The organism is Exiguobacterium sp. RIT452 (genome assembly GCF_003598705.1).
Lineage (GTDB): Bacteria > Bacillota > Bacilli > Exiguobacteriales > Exiguobacteriaceae > Exiguobacterium_A > Exiguobacterium_A undae.
Genome location: NZ_QXJB01000001.1, coordinates 960,086 through 982,940, shown reverse-complemented (window position 1 = coordinate 982,940; position 22,855 = coordinate 960,086). Strand labels below are relative to the sequence as shown.

The 22,855-nt window shown below is 50.2% G+C and carries 27 protein-coding genes; 16 read left to right on the top strand and 11 right to left on the bottom strand.

The annotated features are described in order from the left end of the window. Nucleotides 1-40 precede the first annotated feature (40 nt). Together D3D03_RS05305 and D3D03_RS05300 are read right to left on the bottom strand one after the other, a co-directional pair. Entirely contained in the window at nucleotides 41-358 is a 318-nt protein-coding gene (locus D3D03_RS05305) for a hypothetical protein (RefSeq protein WP_119923042.1), read from the bottom strand. Nucleotides 359-444: 86 nt separating this feature from the next. After that, the gene (locus D3D03_RS05300) at nucleotides 445-1,065 is read right to left on the bottom strand and encodes a serine/threonine protein kinase (RefSeq protein WP_026832838.1); all 621 of its coding nucleotides are present in this window, start codon (nucleotides 1,063-1,065) and stop codon (nucleotides 445-447) included. Between the two features lie 142 nt (nucleotides 1,066-1,207). Between D3D03_RS05300 and D3D03_RS05295 the strand changes: the two genes are divergently transcribed. Genes D3D03_RS05295 through D3D03_RS05275 form a run of 5 tightly spaced genes read left to right on the top strand, consistent with a single transcriptional unit; the run spans nucleotide 1,208 to nucleotide 5,447 of the window. Then, complete coding sequence (locus tag D3D03_RS05295; protein ID WP_119923041.1) at nucleotides 1,208-2,686, top strand: carboxypeptidase M32; 1,479 nt, start codon at nucleotides 1,208-1,210, stop codon at nucleotides 2,684-2,686. Further along, nucleotides 2,686-3,414, top strand: coding sequence for a glycerophosphodiester phosphodiesterase (locus D3D03_RS05290; protein ID WP_233550650.1), 729 nt, complete (start codon nucleotides 2,686-2,688; stop codon nucleotides 3,412-3,414). The genes D3D03_RS05295 and D3D03_RS05290 overlap by 1 nt, the downstream gene beginning before the upstream one ends. Before the next feature lie 12 nt (nucleotides 3,415-3,426). After that, nucleotides 3,427-3,903 carry a hypothetical protein gene (locus D3D03_RS05285; protein ID WP_119923039.1) on the top strand — a complete coding sequence of 159 codons (477 nt, stop codon included), beginning with the start codon at nucleotides 3,427-3,429 and terminating at the stop codon, nucleotides 3,901-3,903. Continuing rightward, on the top strand, nucleotides 3,893-4,462 hold the full coding sequence (locus D3D03_RS05280; protein ID WP_026832842.1) for a guanylate kinase: 570 nt from the start codon (nucleotides 3,893-3,895) through the stop codon (nucleotides 4,460-4,462). The genes D3D03_RS05285 and D3D03_RS05280 overlap by 11 nt, the downstream gene beginning before the upstream one ends. Nucleotides 4,463-4,511: 49 nt before the next feature. Beyond that, nucleotides 4,512-5,447 carry an aminoglycoside phosphotransferase family protein gene (locus tag D3D03_RS05275; RefSeq protein WP_119923038.1) on the top strand — a complete coding sequence of 312 codons (936 nt, stop codon included), beginning with the start codon at nucleotides 4,512-4,514 and terminating at the stop codon, nucleotides 5,445-5,447. A 213-nt stretch (nucleotides 5,448-5,660) separates the two neighbouring features. On the opposite strand, the gene tnpB is transcribed toward D3D03_RS05275, so the two are convergent. The 5 genes from tnpB to D3D03_RS05250 form a co-directional block, all read right to left on the bottom strand. Beyond that, nucleotides 5,661-6,833 carry an IS200/IS605 family element RNA-guided endonuclease TnpB gene (gene tnpB / locus D3D03_RS05270; protein WP_119923105.1) on the bottom strand — a complete coding sequence of 391 codons (1,173 nt, stop codon included), beginning with the start codon at nucleotides 6,831-6,833 and terminating at the stop codon, nucleotides 5,661-5,663. 94 nt (nucleotides 6,834-6,927) lie between these two features. Beyond that, entirely contained in the window at nucleotides 6,928-7,329 is a 402-nt protein-coding gene (locus tag D3D03_RS05265) for a tetratricopeptide repeat protein (protein WP_119923037.1), read from the bottom strand. Further along, on the bottom strand, nucleotides 7,302-7,583 hold the full coding sequence (locus tag D3D03_RS05260) for a GNAT family N-acetyltransferase (RefSeq protein WP_119923036.1): 282 nt from the start codon (nucleotides 7,581-7,583) through the stop codon (nucleotides 7,302-7,304). Before D3D03_RS05260 ends, D3D03_RS05265 begins: the two co-directional genes overlap by 28 nt. A gap of 74 nt (nucleotides 7,584-7,657) precedes the next feature. Further along, nucleotides 7,658-8,101, bottom strand: a complete 444-nt coding sequence (locus D3D03_RS05255; protein WP_026832844.1) for a MarR family winged helix-turn-helix transcriptional regulator — start codon at nucleotides 8,099-8,101, stop codon at nucleotides 7,658-7,660. Between the two features lie 63 nt (nucleotides 8,102-8,164). After that, a complete protein-coding gene (locus D3D03_RS05250; protein WP_233550649.1) occupies nucleotides 8,165-9,244 on the bottom strand; it encodes a GTP pyrophosphokinase in 1,080 nt (359 codons plus the stop codon). Nucleotides 9,245-9,379: 135 nt separating this feature from the next. On the opposite strand from D3D03_RS05250, the gene D3D03_RS05245 reads away from it, so the two are divergent. Beyond that, nucleotides 9,380-10,519, top strand: a complete 1,140-nt coding sequence (locus D3D03_RS05245; protein ID WP_026832846.1) for a hypothetical protein — start codon at nucleotides 9,380-9,382, stop codon at nucleotides 10,517-10,519. Between the two features lie 202 nt (nucleotides 10,520-10,721). Here the strand turns inward: D3D03_RS05245 and D3D03_RS05240 are convergent, their stop codons facing one another. After that, nucleotides 10,722-11,144, bottom strand: a complete 423-nt coding sequence (locus D3D03_RS05240) for an organic hydroperoxide resistance protein (RefSeq protein WP_026832847.1) — start codon at nucleotides 11,142-11,144, stop codon at nucleotides 10,722-10,724. A gap of 107 nt (nucleotides 11,145-11,251) precedes the next feature. Here D3D03_RS05240 and D3D03_RS05235 point away from each other — a divergent pair, with 107 nt between their 5' ends. Continuing rightward, on the top strand, nucleotides 11,252-11,686 hold the full coding sequence (locus D3D03_RS05235) for a MarR family winged helix-turn-helix transcriptional regulator (protein ID WP_119923035.1): 435 nt from the start codon (nucleotides 11,252-11,254) through the stop codon (nucleotides 11,684-11,686). A 25-nt stretch (nucleotides 11,687-11,711) separates the two neighbouring features. Here D3D03_RS05235 and D3D03_RS05230 read toward each other — a convergent pair whose 3' ends face one another. Then, the gene (locus tag D3D03_RS05230; protein WP_014970474.1) at nucleotides 11,712-12,167 is read right to left on the bottom strand and encodes a hypothetical protein; all 456 of its coding nucleotides are present in this window, start codon (nucleotides 12,165-12,167) and stop codon (nucleotides 11,712-11,714) included. 133 nt (nucleotides 12,168-12,300) lie between these two features. Here D3D03_RS05230 and D3D03_RS05225 point away from each other — a divergent pair, with 133 nt between their 5' ends. The 4 genes from D3D03_RS05225 to D3D03_RS05210 all read left to right on the top strand — a co-directional run bounded on the left by D3D03_RS05225 (nucleotide 12,301) and on the right by D3D03_RS05210 (nucleotide 16,180). After that, complete coding sequence (locus D3D03_RS05225) at nucleotides 12,301-12,804, top strand: PH domain-containing protein (RefSeq protein ID WP_233550648.1); 504 nt, start codon at nucleotides 12,301-12,303, stop codon at nucleotides 12,802-12,804. Further along, nucleotides 12,801-14,258 carry a PH domain-containing protein gene (locus tag D3D03_RS05220; RefSeq protein ID WP_119923034.1) on the top strand — a complete coding sequence of 486 codons (1,458 nt, stop codon included), beginning with the start codon at nucleotides 12,801-12,803 and terminating at the stop codon, nucleotides 14,256-14,258. The genes D3D03_RS05225 and D3D03_RS05220 overlap by 4 nt, the downstream gene beginning before the upstream one ends. 35 nt (nucleotides 14,259-14,293) lie before the next feature. Further along, nucleotides 14,294-15,217 (top strand): alpha/beta hydrolase, encoded by a 924-nt coding sequence (locus D3D03_RS05215; protein WP_119923033.1) that lies wholly within the window; start codon nucleotides 14,294-14,296, stop codon nucleotides 15,215-15,217. Nucleotides 15,218-15,379: 162 nt separating this feature from the next. Then, a complete protein-coding gene (locus D3D03_RS05210) occupies nucleotides 15,380-16,180 on the top strand; it encodes a PP2C family serine/threonine-protein phosphatase (protein WP_119923032.1) in 801 nt (266 codons plus the stop codon). 47 nt (nucleotides 16,181-16,227) lie between these two features. Here D3D03_RS05210 and D3D03_RS16785 read toward each other — a convergent pair whose 3' ends face one another. After that, nucleotides 16,228-16,383, bottom strand: a complete 156-nt coding sequence (locus D3D03_RS16785) for a hypothetical protein (RefSeq protein ID WP_199699995.1) — start codon at nucleotides 16,381-16,383, stop codon at nucleotides 16,228-16,230. Between the two features lie 146 nt (nucleotides 16,384-16,529). Between D3D03_RS16785 and D3D03_RS05205 the strand changes: the two genes are divergently transcribed. Beyond that, complete coding sequence (locus tag D3D03_RS05205) at nucleotides 16,530-17,123, top strand: hypothetical protein (RefSeq protein ID WP_026832852.1); 594 nt, start codon at nucleotides 16,530-16,532, stop codon at nucleotides 17,121-17,123. Between the two features lie 19 nt (nucleotides 17,124-17,142). Continuing rightward, nucleotides 17,143-18,363 (top strand): hypothetical protein, encoded by a 1,221-nt coding sequence (locus D3D03_RS05200; RefSeq protein ID WP_119923031.1) that lies wholly within the window; start codon nucleotides 17,143-17,145, stop codon nucleotides 18,361-18,363. A gap of 61 nt (nucleotides 18,364-18,424) precedes the next feature. Here the strand turns inward: D3D03_RS05200 and D3D03_RS05195 are convergent, their stop codons facing one another. Next, complete coding sequence (locus D3D03_RS05195; RefSeq protein ID WP_119923030.1) at nucleotides 18,425-19,906, bottom strand: potassium/proton antiporter; 1,482 nt, start codon at nucleotides 19,904-19,906, stop codon at nucleotides 18,425-18,427. Between the two features lie 161 nt (nucleotides 19,907-20,067). Between D3D03_RS05195 and D3D03_RS05190 the strand changes: the two genes are divergently transcribed. The 3 genes from D3D03_RS05190 to D3D03_RS05180 all read left to right on the top strand — a co-directional run bounded on the left by D3D03_RS05190 (nucleotide 20,068) and on the right by D3D03_RS05180 (nucleotide 22,778). Beyond that, nucleotides 20,068-20,940: an SDR family NAD(P)-dependent oxidoreductase gene (locus tag D3D03_RS05190; protein WP_119923029.1), complete on the top strand. Its 873-nt coding sequence runs from the start codon at nucleotides 20,068-20,070 to the stop codon at nucleotides 20,938-20,940. A 228-nt stretch (nucleotides 20,941-21,168) separates the two neighbouring features. Then, complete coding sequence (locus tag D3D03_RS05185) at nucleotides 21,169-21,654, top strand: GNAT family N-acetyltransferase (protein ID WP_119923028.1); 486 nt, start codon at nucleotides 21,169-21,171, stop codon at nucleotides 21,652-21,654. A 74-nt stretch (nucleotides 21,655-21,728) separates the two neighbouring features. Then, entirely contained in the window at nucleotides 21,729-22,778 is a 1,050-nt protein-coding gene (locus D3D03_RS05180; RefSeq protein WP_119923027.1) for an oxidoreductase, read from the top strand. Nucleotides 22,779-22,855: the final 77 nt, after the last annotated feature.

Sequence of the window (22,855 nt, the reverse complement as noted above, 5' to 3'; positions counted from 1 at the left end):
AAACAGCACGAAAACGCTCCGCCAAATAAAAACGGATCCATCAAGGACCCGTTCCGCAACTGACCGTATAGTGATGATCTTGTTTTTTGCTGTAACAAATGGTTGGTGTCATCCCCGTCTCGCTGTCATAATCGTACCAGAGGACGTCGTACATGCGCCCGTACTCCGGATCAACCATTCTTCTGTCGAGAAGGGCGCTGTAACTCTGATACGGATGTCCTTGTTCGTACAGATAATGGCGAATCGCTCCGCGCTCTGTATCGTCCGAAAAGACGACCGGCGACAGCAATGGTAAGACGATCAACAAGGTGAGTAGAGAACCACCCATCCAAAGTCCAATTTTTTGCCAACGCTTCATTTGTAAATCACTCCATTTTAGTTAAAATATTGAATTTATATGTAAAAGCAACGACCGACAGTCACTTGATTGTCGGTCGTTCTGGTTTACCCCGTCTTTCGCATCGATTCAAACAAACGTCCCTTGTAGACGTCTGCGATCGTGTTCAAGAAGGACTCGGAAAATCGTTTTGGGAAAAACGGTTTCGCATAAAAGTACTGATAGGCCCGTTTTAAATCGTCCCATTGTGTACACGGATCCGTTTGTCGGAATCGCGCGACATCGATGATTCGGGTGCCGGTCGGCGTCAATAAGATGTTGCGTAAGTGAATGTCGGATGGATTCAAGCCGACCGATCGTGCTTCTGCTAAAGCCTGATCGACGGTCTGGATGACATCGTCCGTAATGAGCGTGCCGCTGATCAAACATTCGAACAACGTTTGCCCTTCGATGTATTCGATGACAAGATAATCCGCGCCATACTCGTATTGTTTGGCATACGTCGTAAAAGGGCTTAATTGTTCATAAATCGATCCTTCGATTGCTGCCAGATGTCGATGCGACGGGAAAAACTTTTTGATGACCCGGTCCGTTCCGACGATCCGAAATACAAACGCACTTCGACCCGTTCCAATCCACTCCAGTTCATCGGGATAAGAGGAGACCGTATAGCCATCTTGTATCTCTGTCAGATGGATCGCAAAAGCCAGTTCGGAATCTGTCTTCACACATGCCACTTCCTTTCTCTTCTTTTAATTATACGCTGTTTGGTGTGAGAAGGTTTCATAAAACGACTCCTGTGTGAAAGTTTTGAACATTTTGTGATATGCTGAAAATGTACAGCAAATACCTAGCTCAGGGGGTTCTTTTATGAATACATTACAACAATGGCGTGACCATTTTGAAGCGCTTGGTGCCTATGACGAAGCAGTGGCTCTACTTTATTGGGACATGCGGACGTACATGCCGGATCAATCGGCAGAAAACCGTTCCAAATCGATTGGATTCCTGTCGACGGAGAGTTTCCGCCGCCGGACCGGCACAGCGTACCAGACGTTGCTGAAGGCAATGGGACAAGAGACGCTGACGGGGTTAGAGGCGATTTCTTACGAAAAAGCGAAACAGGCATACGATCGGGACTCGAAGATTCCGGAAGCGGAATATCAGACGTTCATCACGTTGATCTCGGAAGCCGAAAGTGTCTGGGAAAAAGCGAAGGACGCGGATGATTGGGATCTGTTCGCCCCGTACTTAGAAAAGATCGTCGCCATGGAACGTAAATTCGTCGAGTACTGGGGATATGGGCAACATCCGTATGATGCGTTACTTCATGATTATGAGCCGGGGATGACAGTCGCGGAACTTGACCCGTTGTTCGCGGAACTCCGTCAAGCGATCATCACTCTGTTAAAAGAACTGGACGGGAAAACGTTCCCGACGCTCGACTGGTCAGCAAGCCGAAAGACGCAGATTCAATTGAATCACGATTGGTTAAACGATATCGGCTATGATTTCACGGCCGGCCGCCTCGATGAGACGGTTCATCCGTTCCAGACGACCATCAACCGGAAGGATGCCCGTGTCACGACGAAGTATGATGAAAATGATTACCGGAACTCCGTGTTCGGGACGATGCATGAAGCGGGACACGCGACATACGAACAAGGCATCGCTCCGGAGCTCGATGCGCTCGGACTGGGAGAAGGCGCGTCGATGGGGATTCATGAATCGCAGTCGTTGTTCTTTGAAAACTTCATCGGTCGAAACCAAGGATTCCTCGCAGCACGCTACGAAGGACTGCAACAAGCGATTCCTTCGCTAGCGGACGTTCCGTTTGAGACGTTTTATGCGGCCGTCAATGAGGTCAAACCGTCCTTGATCCGGATTGAGGCGGACGAATTGACCTATGCCCTCCATATCATCATCCGCTATGAACTCGAAAAACGATTGATTACGGGTGAACTGGAAGTCAAAGACTTGCCGGCTGAGTGGAACCGTCTCTATAAAGAGTACCTGGGAGTCGATGTCCCTTCAAACGCCAAAGGGGTGTTGCAAGACGTCCACTGGTCGGGCGGATCATTTGGTTACTTCCCGAGTTATGCCCTCGGACTCGTCTACAGTGCGCAGTTGAACGAAGCGTTACGTCGGGATGTGCCGAACGTCGATCAATTGATCGCGGACGGAACGCTTCAACCGATTAAAGGGTGGCTCAATGAACACATCCATCAACACGGAAAAGCGAAGACACCGGCTGAATTGATTCAAGCGGCAACCGGACAATCGATTTCCGTCCAACCGTTGATCAACTATTTGACAGCGAAGTACACGCGGGTCGTCGAGGCGTTATGATGCGTTGGTTTGCCCATCGGGGAGCCAGTGATCAGTTCCCTGAAAATACGCTGGAAGCCATCGAAGCGGCGATTCCGTTCGTTGACGGGATCGAATTTGATGTCCACTTTTCACAGGACGGTGTCGGTGTCATCATTCATGACGAGACGGTCAATCGGACGACCGATGGAACGGGACGCGTCGTCGATTTGACGCTCGCGGAACTGAAACAGCTGAACGCCGGTGCACGCTTTAAAGGAAGCGGCGGACCCGTCCGGACGACGATTCCGACACTCGACGAAGTCTTGGCGTTACTTGCTCCGACAAGCGTTATCCTGAACATCGAGCTGAAGACGGATACGATCCGTTATCCAGGCCTTGAAGCCTATACACTCGAACGGTGTCGTGCCCACGGTATCGCAAGCGACCGATTGATTTTCAGTTCGTTTAATCATTATTCAATCGCGACCGTCCGCGAGCTCGATCCGGCGATTGAGACAGCGATTCTGTTTCCTTATCCGCTGTACCATCCGGAACAGCAGGCAAAACAACTCGGGGCAAAAGCGATTCATCCGGATTACCGTCGCGTCACGCGAGACGACGTCATCCTTGCGCATCAGGCGGGAATCGAAGTCCGCGTTTATACGCCGAAAACCGCGGCTGATGTCAAACAGATGATGGCGCTTGGCGTCGATGCCGTCATCGTCAATGATCCAAAAACGTTTAAGGCGAGCTTGTCCATCCACTAAGGAGGAAGCGTCATGCGCAAGGAGCATGTGTTAATCATACTAGCGTCAATCACGGCGCTCGTCATCGGTCTGCAGATTGGTTTTGCCAGCCTGCCGGCGCCGAAACCAAAACAGGTCGAGGAGTCGGTGACGAAACCGGATGATTTTCAGGCAGGACTGCGTGACGCAAAAACCGAATTAAAGATGGTACAACGTTTTGCCTTGACGAGTACGATCAAGCATGACCGTTCAAACGAGACGTGGATCTACGCCAGTCAAACCCCGACCCGCATTGCGGTCGATTGGTATTATGTTTCGAGTTATCCGGAGAGCAACGTCCAGATGACCCGAAACGACGTCTCGCGAATCGTGACGTACGACCGGTACCTCATCGTCGTGCGTCCGATTTACGGGGTTGTCGAAGACAGTGAACTGGAACAGTTTGCGCTGCGTTTTTCAAGTTATTTTATGACGCTAAAACAACAAAAGGAGGATGACGATGTCAGGTAAAATCATTCTGTTGATTGGTGGATCGGGCAGCGGAAAGTCTTCCTTGATTAAACGGTTACGCCATGAATATGAACGTGTCCGCTTTATCCCGTCCGTCACGACACGGCCGAAACGTCCGACGGAACAGGATGGGGAGAGTTATCATTTCGTCGACGTCAAGACGTTCCAGCAATTGATTCAAGACAATGGTTTCATCGAGTACGCGCACGTTCATCGCGCCTGGTACGGAACACCGCGCCAAGCGTATGAAGATGTGCTGGCGTCCGATGGAATCGTCATCAAGGATATCGATCCAAAAGGGGCAACCGCCTTTAAAACGATGTTTGCCGATCAAGTAATCACGATTTTTGTCTCAGTTCCGCCGGACTTGATGAAAGAACGGCTGTTGATGCGGGGTGATACGCCGGAGTTCGAAGCCCGGCTCATCGACTATGCCGATGCGTGGAAAGAGCGTGATCATTACGACTACATGATTGAAAACATTGACTTTGAACAAGCTTATGCCGATCTGCTCGGCATCATTTCCGCCTATATTCCGGGACAACCGTCCGAATCGTAACAGCAGGGAGTCTCCCTGCTGTTTTTGACTGTTGCAAAAGGAGGTACTGATGGATCCGATTTTAGACTGCTTACAACAACACCCGGCTTTAAAAGATTTTACGGGTTGGCGGCGCCATCCGACCCGGTATGGTATTGATCCCAAATATACAGCACAGGACGAAACAGGAACGTCGATCTTCCACATCAATCCGTTACGGGATGTGGAGCGAAAACAGCAAGAGTTCTGTCTCCTGCAACAGATGCATCAGGACGGTTTGGCGGTGCCGGAACCGCTTGACCTCATCGTGATACCGGGCATGTCTTGGTGCTGCAGCCGGTACCGCTATCTGGAGGGAACGACGGTCCGGCAACTGTTCCCTTTGGGGCAGGAGTCGGAGTATCGTCTGGGACTTGAAGTAGGGCAACAGTTAAAACGACTGCATACCTACGCTGCACCGTCAGTGCTTGAACCGTGGGCGAACCGTTGTCTCGCCAAACATCAGCGGTACGTCGATCAGTACCGGCAAGGACGGATCAGAATCCAAGACGATCAGCCCCTTCTTTCCTTCATCGAGCGCCATGTCGAGTTGCTGGACGGTCGACCGAACCGGTTCCAGCACGATGACCTGCACCTCGGTAATCTGATTGCGGATGAGGGTCGGTTCGTCGGATTGATTGATTTTTCGAATCATGATTTTGGGGACCCTTGGCATGATTTCGTCAAGGTGGGATTGTTTCAAGTCGAGGAGAGTGTGCCGTTTGCCGTCGGTCAACTCGACGGATATTTTGACGGGGAGGTGCCGGAAGCATTTTGGGTGCTATACAGTGTTTATCTTGCGATGGCCGTTTTTTCTAGCGTGGTCTGGACCGAGCGACATGCGCCGTTGGAAACGGAACAAATGGAACAACGCCTTGCCGGTATAGTGGCGGCTCATCACCAGTTCGAACAAGTGATTCCGGATTGGTACCAAGACTTCATCTACTCCAATTCCGAAAATGCATGAAACCACCACAACAAACGTTTCCTTGATGAAGACGACTTCGTCAGGGAAACGTTTGTTGTGGTATTCAGCTGTCCCATGTGTCATCGAGGTGCTCTGCATAAAAACGGAGCGCCGGTCGAGATTGTGTAAGGTCAACGCTTGAACTACCTCCACCTACGCTTCACTTAGAGGTGAAGGATTCCTGAGTTATCCGACCTACCGGTCGAAAATTGATCAGGCTAACCCCGTCGTCCCGACGGTTGAAGAAGCTAAGATACGTTCGGCTTCTTGTTTGAGATTCAGTCCTGCGTTCACATCCCGGTCGTGATGGATGCCGCAACTCGGGCATGTCCATTCCCGTAAGCCAAGATGTTTCACGTCTTTGTGTTGATGGCCGCAACTGGAGCACAGTTGACTGGAAGCAAAGGTCTTGCCGACTTTCACGACGGTCTTCCCGTACCAGTTCGCCTTGTACTCCAGCATGCGGAAGAACTCCGACCAACTGACGTCCGAGATGGCCTTGCTCAACTTGCGGTTCTTCTGCATGTTCTTCACCTGCAAGGTCTCGATGCCGATGACGTCGTGGTTTTGGACGATCTCGGTCGATACCTTGTGCAGGAAGTCGGTGCGTTTGTTGGCGATCTTCTCGTGGATACGGGCGACTTTCCGTTTCTGCTTCTGATAGTTCCTCGCCTCGGACAGCGTGACTTTCTTGTTCAAAGCGATGCGTTGACGGCGGGAGAGCTTACGCTGTTCGCGCGCCAGTTTCTTCTCGAGCTTACGGAAGTAACGGTCATTCTTGTAGACCGTGCCATCTGACAGGATGGCAAAGTTCTTGAGTCCGACGTCGACGCCGACAGATGAACCGGTCTTCGGCCGTTCGTTGATTTCCTGCTCGACGAGCAGGGAGACAAAATATTTGCCTGAAGCGTTACGTCGGATTGTGGCGTTCAAGATACGGCCTGTGATCTGTTTCGAATGGGCGAAACGTACCCATTTCAACTTTGGAAGTTTCAGCTGGTTGCATCCAATCGAGACTTCAGGAAGCTGGTTTTTGCCTTGGATGTTGGTCTTGTACGACTGGACGGGATTACGCTTGGACTTGAAACGAGGGTATTCGTTTTGCTTCTTGAAGAAGCGGTCAAACGCATCAGCAAGATGTTTGACGCTGATCTGAACAGAGGTACTATCGACTTCCTTCAACCAGTCGAACTCCTGCTTCAACACAGGAATTTCTTTGGAACAAGAACCGTAGGACAGTCCTTTTCCGGTGGTCTTGTACAATTCATCCCACTTCGCCAAGAAGTGGTTGAAGATGAAGCGCGAACATCCAATCGTCTTCGCAATCAGGATTTCCTGCTCTTTTGTGGGGTAGATTCTGAATTTGTAGGCCTTGTGCTTCAACACCATTTTTCACCTCCTTTAAGGAAAATATACCCGAAAAGCAGGCTGGCGATTCATCTCCCACTTTCACTTCGTTTAGAAGTGGGAGTATTCTCGCCTAATTTTGATAAAACGTTTGGAGCACGGGGTGGTTCGGAAATCGCACGAGTCCTGCAGTCAAGGTCTCCTCCGCCTCCGCATAGCGTCCAAGCGCCCGGTAGGTGCTGCCGAGTCCGATATACGCTTGTTGTTGTAAATAAGGCGGGATTAAGCCAGGGGTGATTGCTTGGACATAATAGGGAACGGCAGCTGATTCTTCGCCGAGGCTGTCGTGGCACCAGGCCATCTGGTAATTGACGAACGGATCGTCCGGTGCTTGCCGGATGTAAGTCGCGACGACGTCTTTTGTAACGGTATACTGTTTTTCCTGCCGTAACCGACTGACTTCCGTCCAATCAAAAGGAGCTGTTCCGGTCGGCGGCGCTTCCGTTTTCAGACGGACGAAAATCTGCTGCTCCATCCAGGTGTGGTTATCGGGGAACCAGATGGATCGGATGCCGTCGTCCGGAACACACCGAAGCAGTAGCCAAGGTCATCCGCCGCCCGCTGCTGTTGTTCTGCGATCCATGCTTCGAACCAGTCCTCTGTAAACACGGCCACATCCGGTTGTCCGGAAGAGGGGACGGAAGATTGCGCAAGCCAACTCGGAAAATCCGTCAGTTGGTATGGACGGATCGTCAAGCGTTCCGTCTGTGTCGTGAGTGTGCCTGTCATCACTGAATCACTCCTTTTTTGAGGTGGGAACCAAAAAAACCTTCAACCGAATCGGCTGAAGGGTTGGATGAAGATTAAGCCTGTTGTTCGAGTTTTGTCAGCAATGTCCGGAACGTATCGAGTTCGGCATCGGAAAAGTCAGCGAACACATCAGACAGATATTCCATCTTCATCGCTTCCAGTTTCCCGTATAACTCGATGCCTTCTTCTGTCGCCCGAAGTTCGACGACACGACGGTCGAGTTCACTCCGCTCACGCGAAATCAATCCTTTTTTCGTCAATTCATCCGCAAGCGCCGTAATCATGCTGGCTGAAAATTGGAATTCATTGGACAAAGCCGACGCGATTTGCGGACTGCTTGTGCAAAGTGACTTCAAAATAAAGAATTCATTTCGCGTCAAGTACGTCGTAAACATGCTCCGGACGTCTTTTTTGATGGCGCGGTAATTCATGCGTAAACCCTTTTCTGTATCCACGATCAATTGGTCGCGGTTTGCTACTTCTAGTGTAGTGGCCATAGTTTCACTCTTTCTGTACCGTAGTTTCTTCTTCCGAGATTTAGTATAGTGAAAAATTTTAGTTTAATCAATATTTTTCTCTTGAATCATCTGTTTTGTTAACGGTTGGACCTGTTTGATGATTTCCTCGACATTCCGGAGTTCAGGATAGAAGCGGCGGAAGAAATAATCGATCCGGTGCGGATCGTTGCCGGCGATCGTCACCGCCATGCAGATGTAGGCAATCCCGATCCCTTGGCGGGGCAGGAAGGGGTTCGGCATGACCTGGGCACATTTCAAGGCAAGCGGACTGTGGACGGAAACGGCTTCGATCAATTCGCCGTAGTTCCGGATATCGACGTAATGGAACATCCGGATCAGTTCGTTGATCAATTGTTGATCGGAGTCAAGCATCATCTGGGACGTGACCAATTGTTTATCCAGATCATTGATGACAGCGGAATGATCAATGAAATAATTTAAGTTGTCGGACGTGATCCGGACTTGGTGGGGATCAGACAAAATCTGTTGAACGGTCTCGTCTTCGAATTGTTTGAGCTGTTTTTTGATATTGACGAACTCTTGGTCGGCGATTTCAAGCAGACCGGCGACCCGGCTGAAACTGCGGCGGACTTCCGCCGGCACGCTGTTCGGATTTTTGTAACCGAGATCGTGTTCGATTTCGGCCCACGCGTGTTGGAGGATGGAGCGGATCTGAATCTCGGCTGTATGGTCCTTGAAACGGCCGTATTCGCTGAGCGCGAGCCGTTGATCACTGAGGGCGGCGACGAAGTGGACCGACAGATAACCGAACTCTGTCGTATCGAGTAATGTCGATTTATCGACGGATTGATCCCGGTCGATCGAAAACTCATTTTCGATGATCCGTGCCGCTTCCCGGACATCATCGTGAAAATACGTCACGATCCGGATCCCGGTCAAGTCATGGACGTCCCGGAGCGACTGGTATTTATTTGGTTGTCGTAACACTTTTTGATATAAGCTTTCCGATTCCTTGGTCCGCGCAACAATCGAATGGTATTTGATCCCGGCAGCGTCTAAAAGTTCGGATAACAACACCTTTAATTTATCCGCAAACGCGTCATAATCTTCCTTATCGTTTACGTATTCCAGCATCATCGTATTTAAATCTTGTGATTGCACGGATTTCACCTTCCTCATCAAGTCTCTTCTAGCCATATTGTAGCACTCGTTTTCGATGGACGCACGGGAAGACCCTGTTTCAACGACTGCCGTTCGTGGGAAAGAAAGAATAGAACATCTGGGAGGGGTGCTACAATGGAAATCTTGGACGCACGGGCGTTGCCGGCCGATCATTCCGATATCTTACATGTCACACCATCGTCAGTTTATTTCAGACGCCGACTCGACGAAAATCAATTTCATATCAGCCGGTTTGATTTGGAAGATCAGGAACAAATCGATTTGACGACGGATGTGTTGCGCGATCACGGACCAACCCGTCCGTTCGTCAAACAAGGCAAAGTGTATTGTTTAAACGAGCAACACCGGGATGACGGCGGGGAAACCCACCTACTCGCGATCGATCTGCACTCGGGGAAAAGCGAGCAGCTCGCCGTGTGGAACTTACCCGGTGATTTGACGCTGTACTGGGTCTTAAACGCCCGTTATATGGTCCTGTTGCATGTCGATCAGACGACGACGGCTTTTCTGTATGACGTGACGACAAAAACCCAGCACCCGATCAACGATGAACGATTGTACGGCATCACGGAAAACTACCGGGAACTGTACTTTTTCCTCGTCAGTCTAAACGAGACGGATTATATCGTCTGTAATGCCCGGCTCGATGAGTTTTCATTTTATGACGCGCTTGAGAGCGGTGTCATCTCACCGGAAGATCCGATTGATCACTCCGAAAGTCTGTTGATTGCTTCGCTTGCTACGATTGTCCAGGAAATCGAACAAGGGGCTGACCGCTTGTCGTTTCAGACGTTACTCCGCTTGGACGGGGAAGGGGACACTGTTCAATATTTAGGGGAACAGGGTGGTCACCTTGTGTTCAGTGCCTACACCGAACGGTTAAATGAAGAAGTGTTTTATCAGATCAACAATGAATCGGACATTACGGAACTCGGTCGGGTCCGGTGGAGTGATTATGAACCGCTGGACTTTACGTATGACGACGTCGAATCGACGATCTTCATCGTCAACGATCGATCCGATGAACACCATGAAGTCATGAATCTGCGGACAGGCGCCCGCTACTTGGAACGGGACCCCTTTGAACGGGTGTTACGCGACCGGTTTTATCTGCATGAATCGATCGGCGATGACGCCGAACCGATGGTGACGGTATTTGACGGCGAACAAAATGTCCGTCACCGGTTTGAGGATGCCTATTATATGATCGTTTCCGGAGAGCTCGTCATCTTGTCCGTCAAACAGTTGCAATGATCCACCGAACGATTGGCGGAATCACACTGTGAATTCAAGCAGTGTGATTTTTAAACTGAAGGCATATTTATTTCATATACCGTACGCATCAGTAAAGTCAAAAATAAAAAAGGCAAAAATTATATTATTTTCCTTTGTAAACACAACAAAAACTCTCCCATCTTAGCCAATTTGACCAAGACGGAAGAGGAGAGTGGTATGCTTATTCTGCGTCAGATGTCCGTGTGAAGATATCGACTTGAATGTTTCCAGCTGTTGCACGTGAGTACGGGCAAACAGTGTGCGCGATTTTTCCGAGTTCAGCAGCTTGTTCTTCCGATACACCACGGACAAGAACATCGAGTTCAACCGACAGGGTAAAACCGTCTGCTGCTTCGTTTAGGGTAACGTGAGCAGTGACTTCGCTGCCGTCGTGTTTGATGCCTTGTTTACGGGCAACAAGGTTCAAGGCAGAATCAAAACAAGCAGAGTATCCGGCAGCAAATAATTGTTCCGGGTTTGTTGCTTCTTTTTTAGATCCTGGTACAGGCATTGCGAGGGCGACGTCTAAGATTCCGTCTTCCGATACGACGCGACCGTCGCGTCCTCCTACAGCAGTTGCAGAGGAAGTAAACATTGGTTTCATGGTTGTAACATCCTTTCGTTTTTAGGTATTCTTTTTAAGTAGCTTACAATTAGATTTTATACAATCTAATTTAAAACACAACTATTATGCTTGAAGGAGGACTTTTGATGTCAAATCCACTCTTACTGGATGAACAATTATGTTTTCCGTTTTATGCGATTTCACGGGAAATCACGAAACGATACCGTCCGTTGCTCGACCCGCTTGGGTTAACCTATCCGCAGTATCTGGTCATGCTGGTCCTATGGGAAGAAGATGAACAATCGCTCAAAGCAGTCGGTGAACGGTTGCATTTGGACTCCGGCACGTTGACGCCTTTATTAAAAAAACTGGAGGTGTCCGGTCTGGTTCGGCGTATCAAGAATCCGACAGACGAACGGCACATCAAAATCACGTTGACAGCGGAAGGACGGGATCTTCGGCAACAGGCCGAACGCATTCCGCTCGCTTTAAAGGAAGTGCTCGGCGTGTCGGAAGAAGATCTTGAGCTCGTCAAACAGACCTTAAACCGGCTGACATTAAAAATGAACGGAACTGATTAAACAGTTCCGTTCATATGGCAAATGCTCATTTACGGCGGAAACCTTCTTCTTCCAGATAGTTTGCCGCTTCTTTGTACGAATTAAAGGCCCCGTCGAGTAAATCGCCGGCATAGACCAACCATGTATCCAGATCTTCGTTTAATAACGTCAATTCGAATTGATTGTCATTGATCCATGTTTCTTCTAATGTTTCGACCGTCTCGACGGTTTCCAGTGCCTTGATGGCATCTTGAAGTAAGAGGATTAAAGCCGGCTCCGAAAATTCACGGATGTTGACGAATCCTTTCCGGTCTTTTTCATATCCTGGTAAACCTGCTGCGTAAACAAACCCGTTTCCGTTTGGATGCAGGTGATAGACGACGATTTTTTTCTCGAACTGACTTTCCGGGAAGTGGAAGTTGACACGATTCAGGGAAACTTCTTTCCGGACAAGTTGTGGGAAAGTCTCGATGATAGTTAATTTTTCTTCAAATGTTAGCATGGTTCCTCCTTGAGATACATTTCTACTCTCTTATATATGCGATGATTCGCAGGGAAATGTCAACGTCTGATTGATGATGCTGAAACTTCAACGGGTCTCCTCCCGTATGAAAAAACGAAAGGCAGGAGATTTTATGCAAGCAAACCATCCGACCGGGGAGTGGCAATATCTGCCTCAGGCCTCGGTAACCGCTGAACGTCAATACGTTGGAATCAAGTATACCATTGTTGCCCTCCTCATTGGAGTCGCGACCGTCGTCCAAATCACCTGGCTTGATCTGTCTCCTTGGTGGATGTGGATTGCCGCCGCCGTCGTCGGTCTGTTGTTCATACTGCAGTTCGTCTATCTTCCGCCGATCCGGAAAAAGTATTTTAAGTTCCGCGTCGATGAGGAATTTTTAATCGTCGAGTCCGGCATCTTCATCTTACATCATGTCGTGACACCGCTCGTCAAAGTCCAAATCATCGACACCTCGTCGGGTCCGATTTTACGTCGTCATGAGTTAATGAACATGAACGTCCGCACCGCGTCGGGAGAAATCGATCTGCACGGACTCGAGGTGACTCAGGCGAAGAAACTGCGACAGCAGATCGAACGGATCGCGAAACTTGAGGAACAAGAGGAGGAGACGTTATGACACGGCGGGTCCATCCTCTGTTCATCCTGATGACGACCTTGACTCATCTCCGCTCGCTTGTCATCCCGATTGCGGTCATTTTGTTTAATGATTTGAAAAATGACGGGTTTGGTGTTTACACGGCAATTGGCGTCGCAGTCGTCAGCCTGATCATCCTGTTGTTTGGAATCGCGTCCTGGTATTTCTACACGTTCACCTTGGACGACCAATCGATTCGGGTCAATAAAGGGATTTTCCGGAAAAGTGAGCGGACGACAAAACGTCAGCGGATCGAGTCGATCGGAATCAACCAAAACGTTCTCGAACGTCTGCTTGGACTGGCGACCTTGACGGTCGAAACATCGTCAGACGGCGGCAAACCGGAAGTCGAGCTCAAAGGGGTCCGGTTGAAGTTCGCCAAACAATTGAAGTCAACAATCGGATCGACGGATCAGATTGATTCGTCAGAACACTCCTCCTCGTCTGACACGTATTCCGTCAGCATGACGGAGCTGTTGCTGGCCGGTGCCTTGTCCGGGAGAATCGGTCTTGCGCTGGTCGGGTTCGGTGCCGTTTATCAATTTATCAACCGCTTCATTGAAAAGCACATCAGTCAACTGTTCAACGAATTACTCCATCTGTCGTTACTGGTGTTAGTTACGATCGGCCTGTTGGTGTTAGTGATCATCTACATCGGCTCCATCCTCGTCTTTGCATTACGGTATGGATCGTTTCAAGCCACTTTACACCAACACCGGTTGACGATCGGGTACGGTCTCTTGAACCGGACGGAAGTTGTGTTTCATCAAGATAAGGTTCAAGCCCTCGTCATCGAAGAGAACTGGATCAAACGCCGGTTTAAGCGGGCACATCTCTCCCTGCATATCATCTCCGCCAGCGGGGAAGAGGAAAAGCTGTTGCTCCATCCCTTCATCCGCGTCAGTGACATCGATGGCTTTTTAGAACGGTTTTTACCGCGGTTTAAGCAACTTGTACCGGAACGACGTGCTGCCGATCGCGGATTTTTCTACATCGTGCGTTGGCCGTTGCTCGGTTATGCAAGTCTGTTTCTGGCTGTAAACGGTGCCTTGTACTTTTGGCTGCCGGAAGCGATCCGGTATATCGGCTTGGTGCTGTTCTTATTTTTGCCGCTGTATTACGTCCTCGCCCGGTCCGGTTACCGGCATACGCGTTACGGTTATGAAAATGATCTGTTCGTTTTACGAAAACAACTTGTCAACCGGGAAACAATTTATGCGCCCCGTCTGAAAATCGAAGCCTTTTCCGGGCATGTCTCCCGTTTTTTAGAAGAAAAAAGCATCTTGAAATTCCGAATCACGCTGCGTGGTTCAACGGGGTTTGATGCCGGATATTTTACTGCAACCGAATTTAAGGAGATCTTGCACTGGTACCAGCAAACATTCTTAAAACCGTTGCCGCCGGCAGCAGGTCCTGAGGCAAAGGACGGCGAATAAGTGTAGGAAACATAGGACGGAAGGGAGTTTACAGCGTGCGCAGATGGTTATTCGTCATCCTTATTCCCGTACTGATCATCAGTGGATTGATTCTGTATGATGGTCACCGGATTCAACAGACGCTCAGTGGACAGTCCGATGCGTCCCGCCTGTTAGCAAACGAAAGCAAAGCGTCTGATGAGAAGCAAACCGATGATCAAACGTGGTTTACCGAACAAGACGTCGTATCGAAAAAGCTGACGACATCAGGACCGGAACGTGTTGGTCAGTACCTTGCTGCAACAGAGGCTTCTGACAAAACAGTCATTGTCCTACCTGACGACACACCACATCAGGCCTCCCTGTTTTCACTGATCCGCTTGTACCATGAACAATTTGGTTACCATGTCCTGCTTGTCGAACGTCGAGACACGGAGGCACGGAACTTTGGTTGGTTGGACCGGCTGGATTTGATTGATTGGACAAACCAGCTGATTGCGGAAAATGGACCGGCGAGCCAAATTTTATATCACGGATTAGGTGTTGGAGGCGCGACGGCCTTGTTGGCTGCGGGGGAAGCAGACGTCCCGAAACAGCTGAAAGTCGTCATCTCGGAAGGTGCTTATGCCCGCCTTGACGATTGGTTGGCGTTCCGTGCCAAAGAAGATCTCCCGTATCCTGCGGGTCCGTCACTGGCTGCTGCCAGTACGTTCAACAAATTCCGACAGGATTTCTTTTATGGGGATGTGTCCGTCACGCGACAGACCTCACGCATCATGGTTCCGACCTTATTCATTCACGGAACGGACGATCAACGTGTCCCGTCGCGGATGGCCTATGAACTGTACCAAGCGAAACCCGGCCTCAAACAGCTGTACCCGGTCCGGGGAGCAGGACACGACGACACGTCTTCCAAAGATCCCGAGAATTATGAAAAACGGCTCCGGTTGTTTATCGAACCTTTCGTCACACCGCTATAAGCCATAGAGGCGAGAACGGCAGATGTTGCATCCGCCGTTCTCGTTTTTGTATTGACCTGATTTAAAACAGGATAAATATACCAGTTTCCTGTTCGTATGCTACGCTGTCACTATTAAAAAGAAACAGGCGCAGGTAGTGTCTTGTTTCGAAAGGAGCAAGCCATGACAGGAACTCAGTTGTCTTGGATAGGAAATGAATCGGCGTTCGTCGATCAGATAGACATTCAAACCATCGGTCACGTCGCGGTCGGCCGGTTTGGCGGATGCAGTCGGGCAGGACAAACAAAAAATGAGGACGGGTGTTTAATCTGGCTTGGTGACGATTGGGAATTCACGTTGGTCCTTGACGCCCACGATACAGCAGAGAGCGCCAGTGCAGTCGTGCGTCAGATGACACGGCATCAGCAGAAAATTGAACAAACGTTACATCAACCGGTCGAACAGGCATTTTCGTCACTGGAACAGCTGTTGCTCGGACTGTTGCAGGACGAAGCGTTTCGGACGACCTGCCGGAGCGTACAAGGGGAGACGGCCTGTTTGTTTCTTGCGCGAAAAGGAAAATACTTGTGGTGGTTATCGGTCGGCGATGTGCTGGCATATCTGTTCCACCCGGACTTGAGCCGGCATCGTCAGTTCAAACTGAACGAACGTCAATTTTTTGAATGGATCGGGCGGGTCAACACGTTTGAGTTACCGGTTCCGTGTTACACGCGCGGCGTCCGCGAGTTACGGCGCGGGATCAACCGTATTCTGGTGACGACGGACGGTCTGGTCGAATGTCCCGGGACACCATTCGAAGATCCGGAGATGATGGCGACGCTGTTTGCGATACAACCCGAAACGGCAGCACTTGCTACGCTGCTTGAAACGATTGAACGACACGATGTCCGGGACAGTACAACGATTGTGACCTGGACGGTGACGGTCGACGAAACGGTTACGATGCCGGGCAACGCAAAATAAAAGCATGACCCGTATTTCCGTCGCTGGTGGAAAGGGGGGTCATGCTTTTATTCAGTTGGTTCCATCGGAGACTCGGTGACAGCAGTTTGTTCTGTCGAAACGATGTCTGTCTCCGGTGTTTCCTCCGCATCGGTCGACGGCAACACGATGCCGACGCTCGCCATGACGGCAAGTAAAGTGGTATTCGTTAAAGTTTGACGCATCTGTTCCCCTCCATTTCTTACAGATAAAGTGATCTTTCTCACTATTCTGAATATTTATGGCGGATTCGTCAAGTAATCGCCATCTTCCTTAGAAGTATTTTTCCCGTTAAACCGTTATACTTAAACATGAAAAAGGGGGATCTCGCTTGAAACTAACTAAAGCCAACACACGTATTTTGGAGTCGTTGTTACCACGACTCAACCTGAATGTCGAAGAACCGGAGCGGACGGAAATCGAACACCGTCTCCAAGCCGATTTGTACGAAGCACAACGGTCGCAAAAGCCGTTTGAAACGGTGCACGGTCAATCGCCGGAAGAGCGGCTTGATCAAATGATCGCCGAAATCCCGGAACGCCGCCGCGTCGAGACGCAAAAACGGTGGACCCGCAACTATGTCTCGACGATTCTGATGTTCATCTTCATCGAAGGAATCGACGGCATTTTTCAATTTGCGTTAGCCGACTACATCCTCTTTTCCATCATCGCATTATTTTTAATCGATGCAATGTCAATCTTGATCACGTCACCGAAAATCCGTCTCGTCAAGAAGCGGGTCTGGGCACAATTCCTTATCAGCTTCATGCTGTTCGCGACGTATAAAGCTGTCCTGATTACGTTCGTTCCGAATCCGGACGTCTTGATTCAAGTCAGTGGAACCGCTTCGTATGTGATTGGAATCGCCGGACTGGTCGGACTGTACATTTACTGGTCGAAGAATCCGCTTCGTAAACGGGCCTAATCAGCAAGGAGGGGAAAACATGGAATTCACGCACTGGAAAAGACGTATGCAAGACCATTTTGAACGAATGGGATTTGATTTACGGATTGAACGACTGGCGATGCAGGATATGCTGAAGCTCGAGGCGACACACGGAGCGTTCCTGTTTTTCCCGATTACAATCACTTTATATGAGCGAATGGGTTGGCAAATGGTGGCGATTGAATCGCACCATCCGGAAGAAGTCGACGACTTGTTTGCGGAAGCACAAGTCCAATCGTTGTTCCAGATGACGATGATGACCTTCGAAGAAGAAGAACGCGAATTCATCTTAGGTTTTTACAGCAATACCGGGCGTTACTTGACGGACCAGGTCTCTTCGACCGGTCAACTGATCCGCGTCATCGAAGAGGAGTGGAATGATGGAGAAGTCTTACGAATTTCAACGTTTGAGTCGTTTCCGGGCTTGTTCGTCGCTCCGGCATTTGCGCATCAGACCTATGCCTTTGCACCGGACGGGGATGACTGGCAGGTCTTGGTCGGTCGGACCGGCCGGCCGGCCAGTGATTACCGCTTTGACGGGCACGTGTTGAGCGCGCACCGCGTGCCGGAAGGGGAACTGTTTACACCCGCTCCGATCCGCGTCCCGATTCATCAGTTTGAGGAGGTACGCAAACAATTGCGCACCGAACAGGTCGAGATCGAGACCTTTTTACAACAGGCGATGGAAACGATCCGTCAATATGATCCGTCATTCGGGTTTGCCTGGCGGGGGACGGTCACGTTTTTCCACGGAATCCCCGTCAATCCGTTTGCGCAACGCTTGTGGCTCGAAGAAGGGCAGAAGCGCTTTCGCGTCATGCAGCAAGGGTCCCGGCGGATTTTGGCCATCGGCGCCACGTCCGACGAGACGATTCAGCTGCTCGATCAAGCAGTCGGTGCCGGAGAACCGGACGGGACACCCGTCAGCGCCGTGGGACAGCTTCTGTTAGGAATTTGGCAACAATTCGAGTCCGATGAAGCGACGTATTTGACCGCGGTCGACTGTGAAGGGATTTCACGCCAACAAGCCGAAAACCGGATTCGTCACAGCCTGGCACGCCGCGAACCCATCGAATGGATCGACCGGGCACAAAACGGGAACGACAGCTGTCGCTTCGGCGGTCTGACGCTTACCTTTCCGCACCGCCCGCCCGGAGTCGTCCGAATCAGGCGAACCGATGAATCAACTGCTGTAGCAGAGCAAACCGATACACCATGATACACAACCGAAAAAGCGACTGTCGTCTCTCGATTTACGGAGAGAGGACAGTCGCTTTTTTTTACTCCGAAAACGGCTGACCGAGTCCGAGGGAGGCAATCAACTTCCTGATCCGTTCTTCCGACTGTTTCGGGGTCAAAATCAACAACTGATCTCCGCCGATCAGCCGGGTTTGTCCCCGTGGGGTGATGATGGCATCGTTTCGGATTACCGCGACGACCAACAAGTCTTGCGGCATCTCGATTTCTTGCAGTGTTTTCCCGTCGATGCGGCAAAATGACGGGACACTGACTTCGACAATCTCGGCGTTCGGATTGGCGACGGTCATGAACTGAATCAAGGGTTCAACATCAATCAGCGGTTTGACATCAAGCTTCATCAATTTGACGATCCACGGCAAGGCCGTCCCCTGCAACAGAGCGGATGTCATGACCGTAAAGAAAACGATGTTGAACAACAGGTTCGCTTCCGGCAAACCGCTGGATAGCGGATAGGTCGCCAAGATGATCGGAACGGCGCCGCGTAATCCGGCTGCCGTGATGACACTTTGTTCCCGGATGTTATAGGGAAACGGCAGTAAGGACAAAAAGACGGCGAGCGGTCGGGCGATCAGCACCAACGTCAGGACGATGACAGCGGAGACGAGTAGCGTTTGTGGGTCGAGCAACTGTTTCGGGAAGACAAGCAGACCGAGCATGATGAACATCCCGACTTCCGCCAAATGGGACAAACTGCCGCTGAAACGGACAAGGATGTCCCGGTAAATCAAATCGTGATTACTGAGCCAAATGCCTGTCACATACACGGCGAGGAATCCACTGGCGTGCAGACTCGTCGCCACGCCGTAGGAGAGAAGGGCACCGCTGATCAACAGCGTCGGATAGAGGGCGGAAGATTGGAGCTGAATCCGGTTCATCAACGTCGTCAAGCCCCAACCGATCACGAGACCAATCAGAAGTCCAAGCCCCATCTCATAAAGCAACGCCACGATTCCCTGACCGATCGAAAATGCGGCCGGACTGAGAGCGAACTCCGTAAAAAGGATCGTCAGGAAGACGGCCATCGGATCGTTGGTTCCGGATTCCGCTTCCAGCGTGTGTTTGACCTTCTGATCAATCGATTGTCCGTTGAGCAATGAAAAGACGGCTGCCGCATCCGTCGAACCGACCAGTGCTCCGATCAACAACGCAATCGGCCAACTGAAATCAAGCAGGTAGTGTGCGACGACGGCAATCAATCCGGTCGTCACGAGGACGCCGATGGTTGCGAGTGATAATGCCGCCGGTAACACCGGCTTAAAGTTTTTCCAGCGCGTGTTGAGTCCGCCGTCAAACAAGATGATGACCAGAGCAATCGTCCCAAACAGCCGTGCTTGTTCAAAATCTGCAAAATCAATCCATCCCGTGACATCGGTTCCGGCGAGAATCCCGACAAAAACAAACAGAATCAGGGTCGGGACATTCAGACGAACGGCAAATTTCGTCGTGATGATGGCGAGTAACAGTAAGATGCCGGCAAGTAACAGGACGGTCGCTTCGTTCACATGCACTCACTCCCTTTGATGAAAGGTATCTTTTCTTTAGTATACGCCATTCTCTTGCACCAATTCGGAAAAATAGTTTTCAAGAACATGTGTATAAATCCGAAAAAAAAGGAAAACAGGTAGCATATGGTATCATCGATCCGAAAAGAGGAGGCAGTTTCATGAATATTTGTGTAGTTACAGGAGCAAATTCCGGTATGGGCATGGTCACGATCCAAGCATTACTCGAACGCGGGGACCGGGTCATCGCGACCGTCCGCTCAGCCAAGAAAGCGACGTTACTCGTCCAATTGTTGCGTGAGCATGGTGTCTCCCATACGAACCTGGAGGTTGAAATCGTCCAACTGGATCAACTGGACTCGGTCCGGCAATTCGCCGATTTGGTTTTTGATCGGATCGGCCGTATCGACCGGCTGATTCTGAACGCCGGTGTCATGGTCCCGCCGTACCATCGGACGAAGGATGGATTCGAGTCTCAGTTCCAAGTCAATTACCTCAGCCACTTTTATTTGATTGAACGGTTGCTCCCGCTTCTGGAACAAGGACAGGACCCCCGCGTCATCTCCATTTCGTCACTTGCCGGTGAAGGCGGATTGATCCGGACGGACATCGAACTCGAAGCGATGGCGCATGTCAAAAAGGAACAATACAATCCGATGCGGTCGTACCGGGAATCAAAATTGTTGCAGATGGTGCACATGCGTGAACTGGCGGAACAATACGGAGACCGGGTGACGTTCGTCAGTGTCCATCCGGGTATCGTCAATACGGACTTATTCTATCGCGGAAAATACGGCAAGGTGCTCAAAACCGTCTTAAAGCCAATTGCTCAAATCGGGTATTGGACCGGAAAACTGTATACGCCGGAATACGGAGCCAAAACGGCGTTGTACCTTGCGACGACGCAAGATCGTCTTGAAAACGGAGGGTATTATGCGGATTCGGCACCGCGCCTCAGTAATCCGGTCGTCGAAGACGAAACCTACCGCCGACAAGCGCGGCACCTCTCGAAACAATGGGTCGGGTTAACGTAACCAAAAGAAGGTCTACCGACTCGTGGGAAGTCGGTAGACCTATGTTGTGCAGACTGGGGGTCTGATCACGCTCCTAGCATACAATATAGGAGTATATAATTTTGAAATATGAAAAAAATCACAAATTGATGCTGTCATTTGAAATTTTCATGTAGTTTGTGCAAATCGGTTTTCTTCTGTGCTCATTTTCGTTAGGATGAAGAAGAATTTTTTTTCAGGAGGACTACTATGATTCGACAAGCTACAACACAAGATGTGAAACAGATTGCGGCACTTCTCAGACATAAGGCCGAATTATTACAAGCAGGCGGAAGCGAACAATGGTCCGCGTATCTGAAGGCAGATCTGGACGCGCTCGTCGCAGCAGATCTTTCAGCAGGACGTTTGTACGTATATGAACAGGACAGCCGCCTTCTTGGTTCGATTGCGCTGTTGCCTTCACTCGATTGGGACAAAGCCTTATGGGATGATGCGGAAGGTTTGTATATCCACCGGATTGTCGTCAGTGAATCGGCAAAAGGGTTGGGTGTCGGAAAACAACTGATCCAGCATGTCATTGCTGTCGCGACGGCTGAACAGGAACGTCTCCGGTTGGATTGTGTCGCGACGAATTCGTTTTTAAATACGTATTATCCGTCCTTCGGGTTTGAAAGCCGGGGAATTCGTGACGGTTTTTCGACATATGAGTATCCGGTTGCCGTCCTTTCGCACTGAGACCCTCTTTAGTCAGGACAAGTGACGTGTGCTTTGGTATGGTTAGTAAAAAGAATGATTCGAGGAGTGATCAGATGCGTCTTCAGATTGGTTTCATCGGTTTTGGAAAAAGTACGACCCGTTATCATCTACCCTACGTCATGATTGAGGAAAATTTTGATGTGACGTGGATTTACAATCGAAAAGCAAAACCTGATCTCGAAAAAACGTATGCTGATCAGTTACCCGACGTCCGGTTTACGACGGATCTCGACGCGATGCTGCGGGATCCGGAGCTGCAAGTCGTCGTCATCAATACACCACCCGCCACACATTTCGCCTATGCGCTGCAAGCGTTGCAACACGGAAAACACGTTCTGGTCGAAAAACCGTTTACGGTAACGGAGCAGGAGACGGCGCAGTTGTTCGAAGTCGCCAAGCAGCAGGGAGTTAAACTGCTGGCCTATCAAAACCGGCGTTTTGACAGTGACTTTCAAGTCGTCGAGCAAGTCATCCGGTCCGGTAAACTGGGACGCCTCGTTGAAGTTGTCTCGCATTTTGATCTCTACCGCCCGGAAGCGGCGCCGGCCATCGCGACAAACGAGAATGGCGCGTTGTACGGTCTCGGTGTCCATACGATTGATCAAATTGTCGCCTTGTTCGGAAAACCGGACCAAGTCGGGTACGACATCCGTTCGGTCCGCTTAGCCGGGAATCCGGATGACACGTTTGCGCTTGATTTTTATTATCCGGAACTCAAGGTCAGTGTCCGGACAAGTCATGTCGCCTTAGCCGGCGCGCCGCGTTGGATGTTGCACGGGACAAACGGTACGTTCATCAAACAACACGTTGACCGGCAAGAGCTCGATCTGAAGGCGAATTACTTCCCGGGAGAAGAAGGCTTCGGAGAAGATTCGGAAGATGATTACGGGCGACTGTTGTATCATGATGACCACGGTCACTTGCAGGACGTCCGGATTCCGAGTCCGGTCGGTGATTACGGGAAGCTGTATCGGGCCTTTTACGACAGTATCGTCCACGATAAACCTTTACCTGTCACCGAAGAAGAGACAAAACTCGTCGCACATTTGATGGAACAAGGTTTCTCCCAACCGTCTCCTTTCATTTTGAATGTTAAAAAATGAATTTTTTTCGATATCAATATAATTACATCTCAGCAATCTGCCTAGGCAGAGCTGAGATTTTTTGTTATAAAGGAAAA

Bases quoted from the DNA above. Each gene is read 5' to 3' on its own strand.
- D3D03_RS05305 (WP_119923042.1), bottom strand. From the start codon at position 358: ATGAAGCGTTGGCAAAAAATTGGACTTTGGATGGGTGGTTCTCTACTC.
- D3D03_RS05295 (WP_119923041.1), top strand. From the start codon at position 1,208: ATGAATACATTACAACAATGGCGTGACCATTTTGAAGCGCTTGGTGCC.
- D3D03_RS05290 (WP_233550650.1), top strand. From the start codon at position 2,686: ATGCGTTGGTTTGCCCATCGGGGAGCCAGTGATCAGTTCCCTGAAAAT.
- D3D03_RS05285 (WP_119923039.1), top strand. From the start codon at position 3,427: ATGCGCAAGGAGCATGTGTTAATCATACTAGCGTCAATCACGGCGCTC.
- D3D03_RS05280 (WP_026832842.1), top strand. From the start codon at position 3,893: ATGTCAGGTAAAATCATTCTGTTGATTGGTGGATCGGGCAGCGGAAAG.
- D3D03_RS05275 (WP_119923038.1), top strand. From the start codon at position 4,512: ATGGATCCGATTTTAGACTGCTTACAACAACACCCGGCTTTAAAAGAT.
- D3D03_RS05265 (WP_119923037.1), bottom strand. From the start codon at position 7,329: ATGGAGCAGCAGATTTTCGTCCGTCTGAAAACGGAAGCGCCGCCGACC.
- D3D03_RS05260 (WP_119923036.1), bottom strand. From the start codon at position 7,583: ATGACAGGCACACTCACGACACAGACGGAACGCTTGACGATCCGTCCA.
- D3D03_RS05255 (WP_026832844.1), bottom strand. From the start codon at position 8,101: ATGGCCACTACACTAGAAGTAGCAAACCGCGACCAATTGATCGTGGAT.
- D3D03_RS05245 (WP_026832846.1), top strand. From the start codon at position 9,380: ATGGAAATCTTGGACGCACGGGCGTTGCCGGCCGATCATTCCGATATC.
- D3D03_RS05240 (WP_026832847.1), bottom strand. From the start codon at position 11,144: ATGAAACCAATGTTTACTTCCTCTGCAACTGCTGTAGGAGGACGCGAC.
- D3D03_RS05235 (WP_119923035.1), top strand. From the start codon at position 11,252: ATGTCAAATCCACTCTTACTGGATGAACAATTATGTTTTCCGTTTTAT.
- D3D03_RS05230 (WP_014970474.1), bottom strand. From the start codon at position 12,167: ATGCTAACATTTGAAGAAAAATTAACTATCATCGAGACTTTCCCACAA.
- D3D03_RS05225 (WP_233550648.1), top strand. From the start codon at position 12,301: ATGCAAGCAAACCATCCGACCGGGGAGTGGCAATATCTGCCTCAGGCC.
- D3D03_RS05220 (WP_119923034.1), top strand. From the start codon at position 12,801: ATGACACGGCGGGTCCATCCTCTGTTCATCCTGATGACGACCTTGACT.
- D3D03_RS05210 (WP_119923032.1), top strand. From the start codon at position 15,380: ATGACAGGAACTCAGTTGTCTTGGATAGGAAATGAATCGGCGTTCGTC.
- D3D03_RS16785 (WP_199699995.1), bottom strand. From the start codon at position 16,383: ATGCGTCAAACTTTAACGAATACCACTTTACTTGCCGTCATGGCGAGC.
- D3D03_RS05200 (WP_119923031.1), top strand. From the start codon at position 17,143: ATGGAATTCACGCACTGGAAAAGACGTATGCAAGACCATTTTGAACGA.
- D3D03_RS05190 (WP_119923029.1), top strand. From the start codon at position 20,068: ATGAATATTTGTGTAGTTACAGGAGCAAATTCCGGTATGGGCATGGTC.
- D3D03_RS05185 (WP_119923028.1), top strand. From the start codon at position 21,169: ATGATTCGACAAGCTACAACACAAGATGTGAAACAGATTGCGGCACTT.
- D3D03_RS05180 (WP_119923027.1), top strand. From the start codon at position 21,729: ATGCGTCTTCAGATTGGTTTCATCGGTTTTGGAAAAAGTACGACCCGT.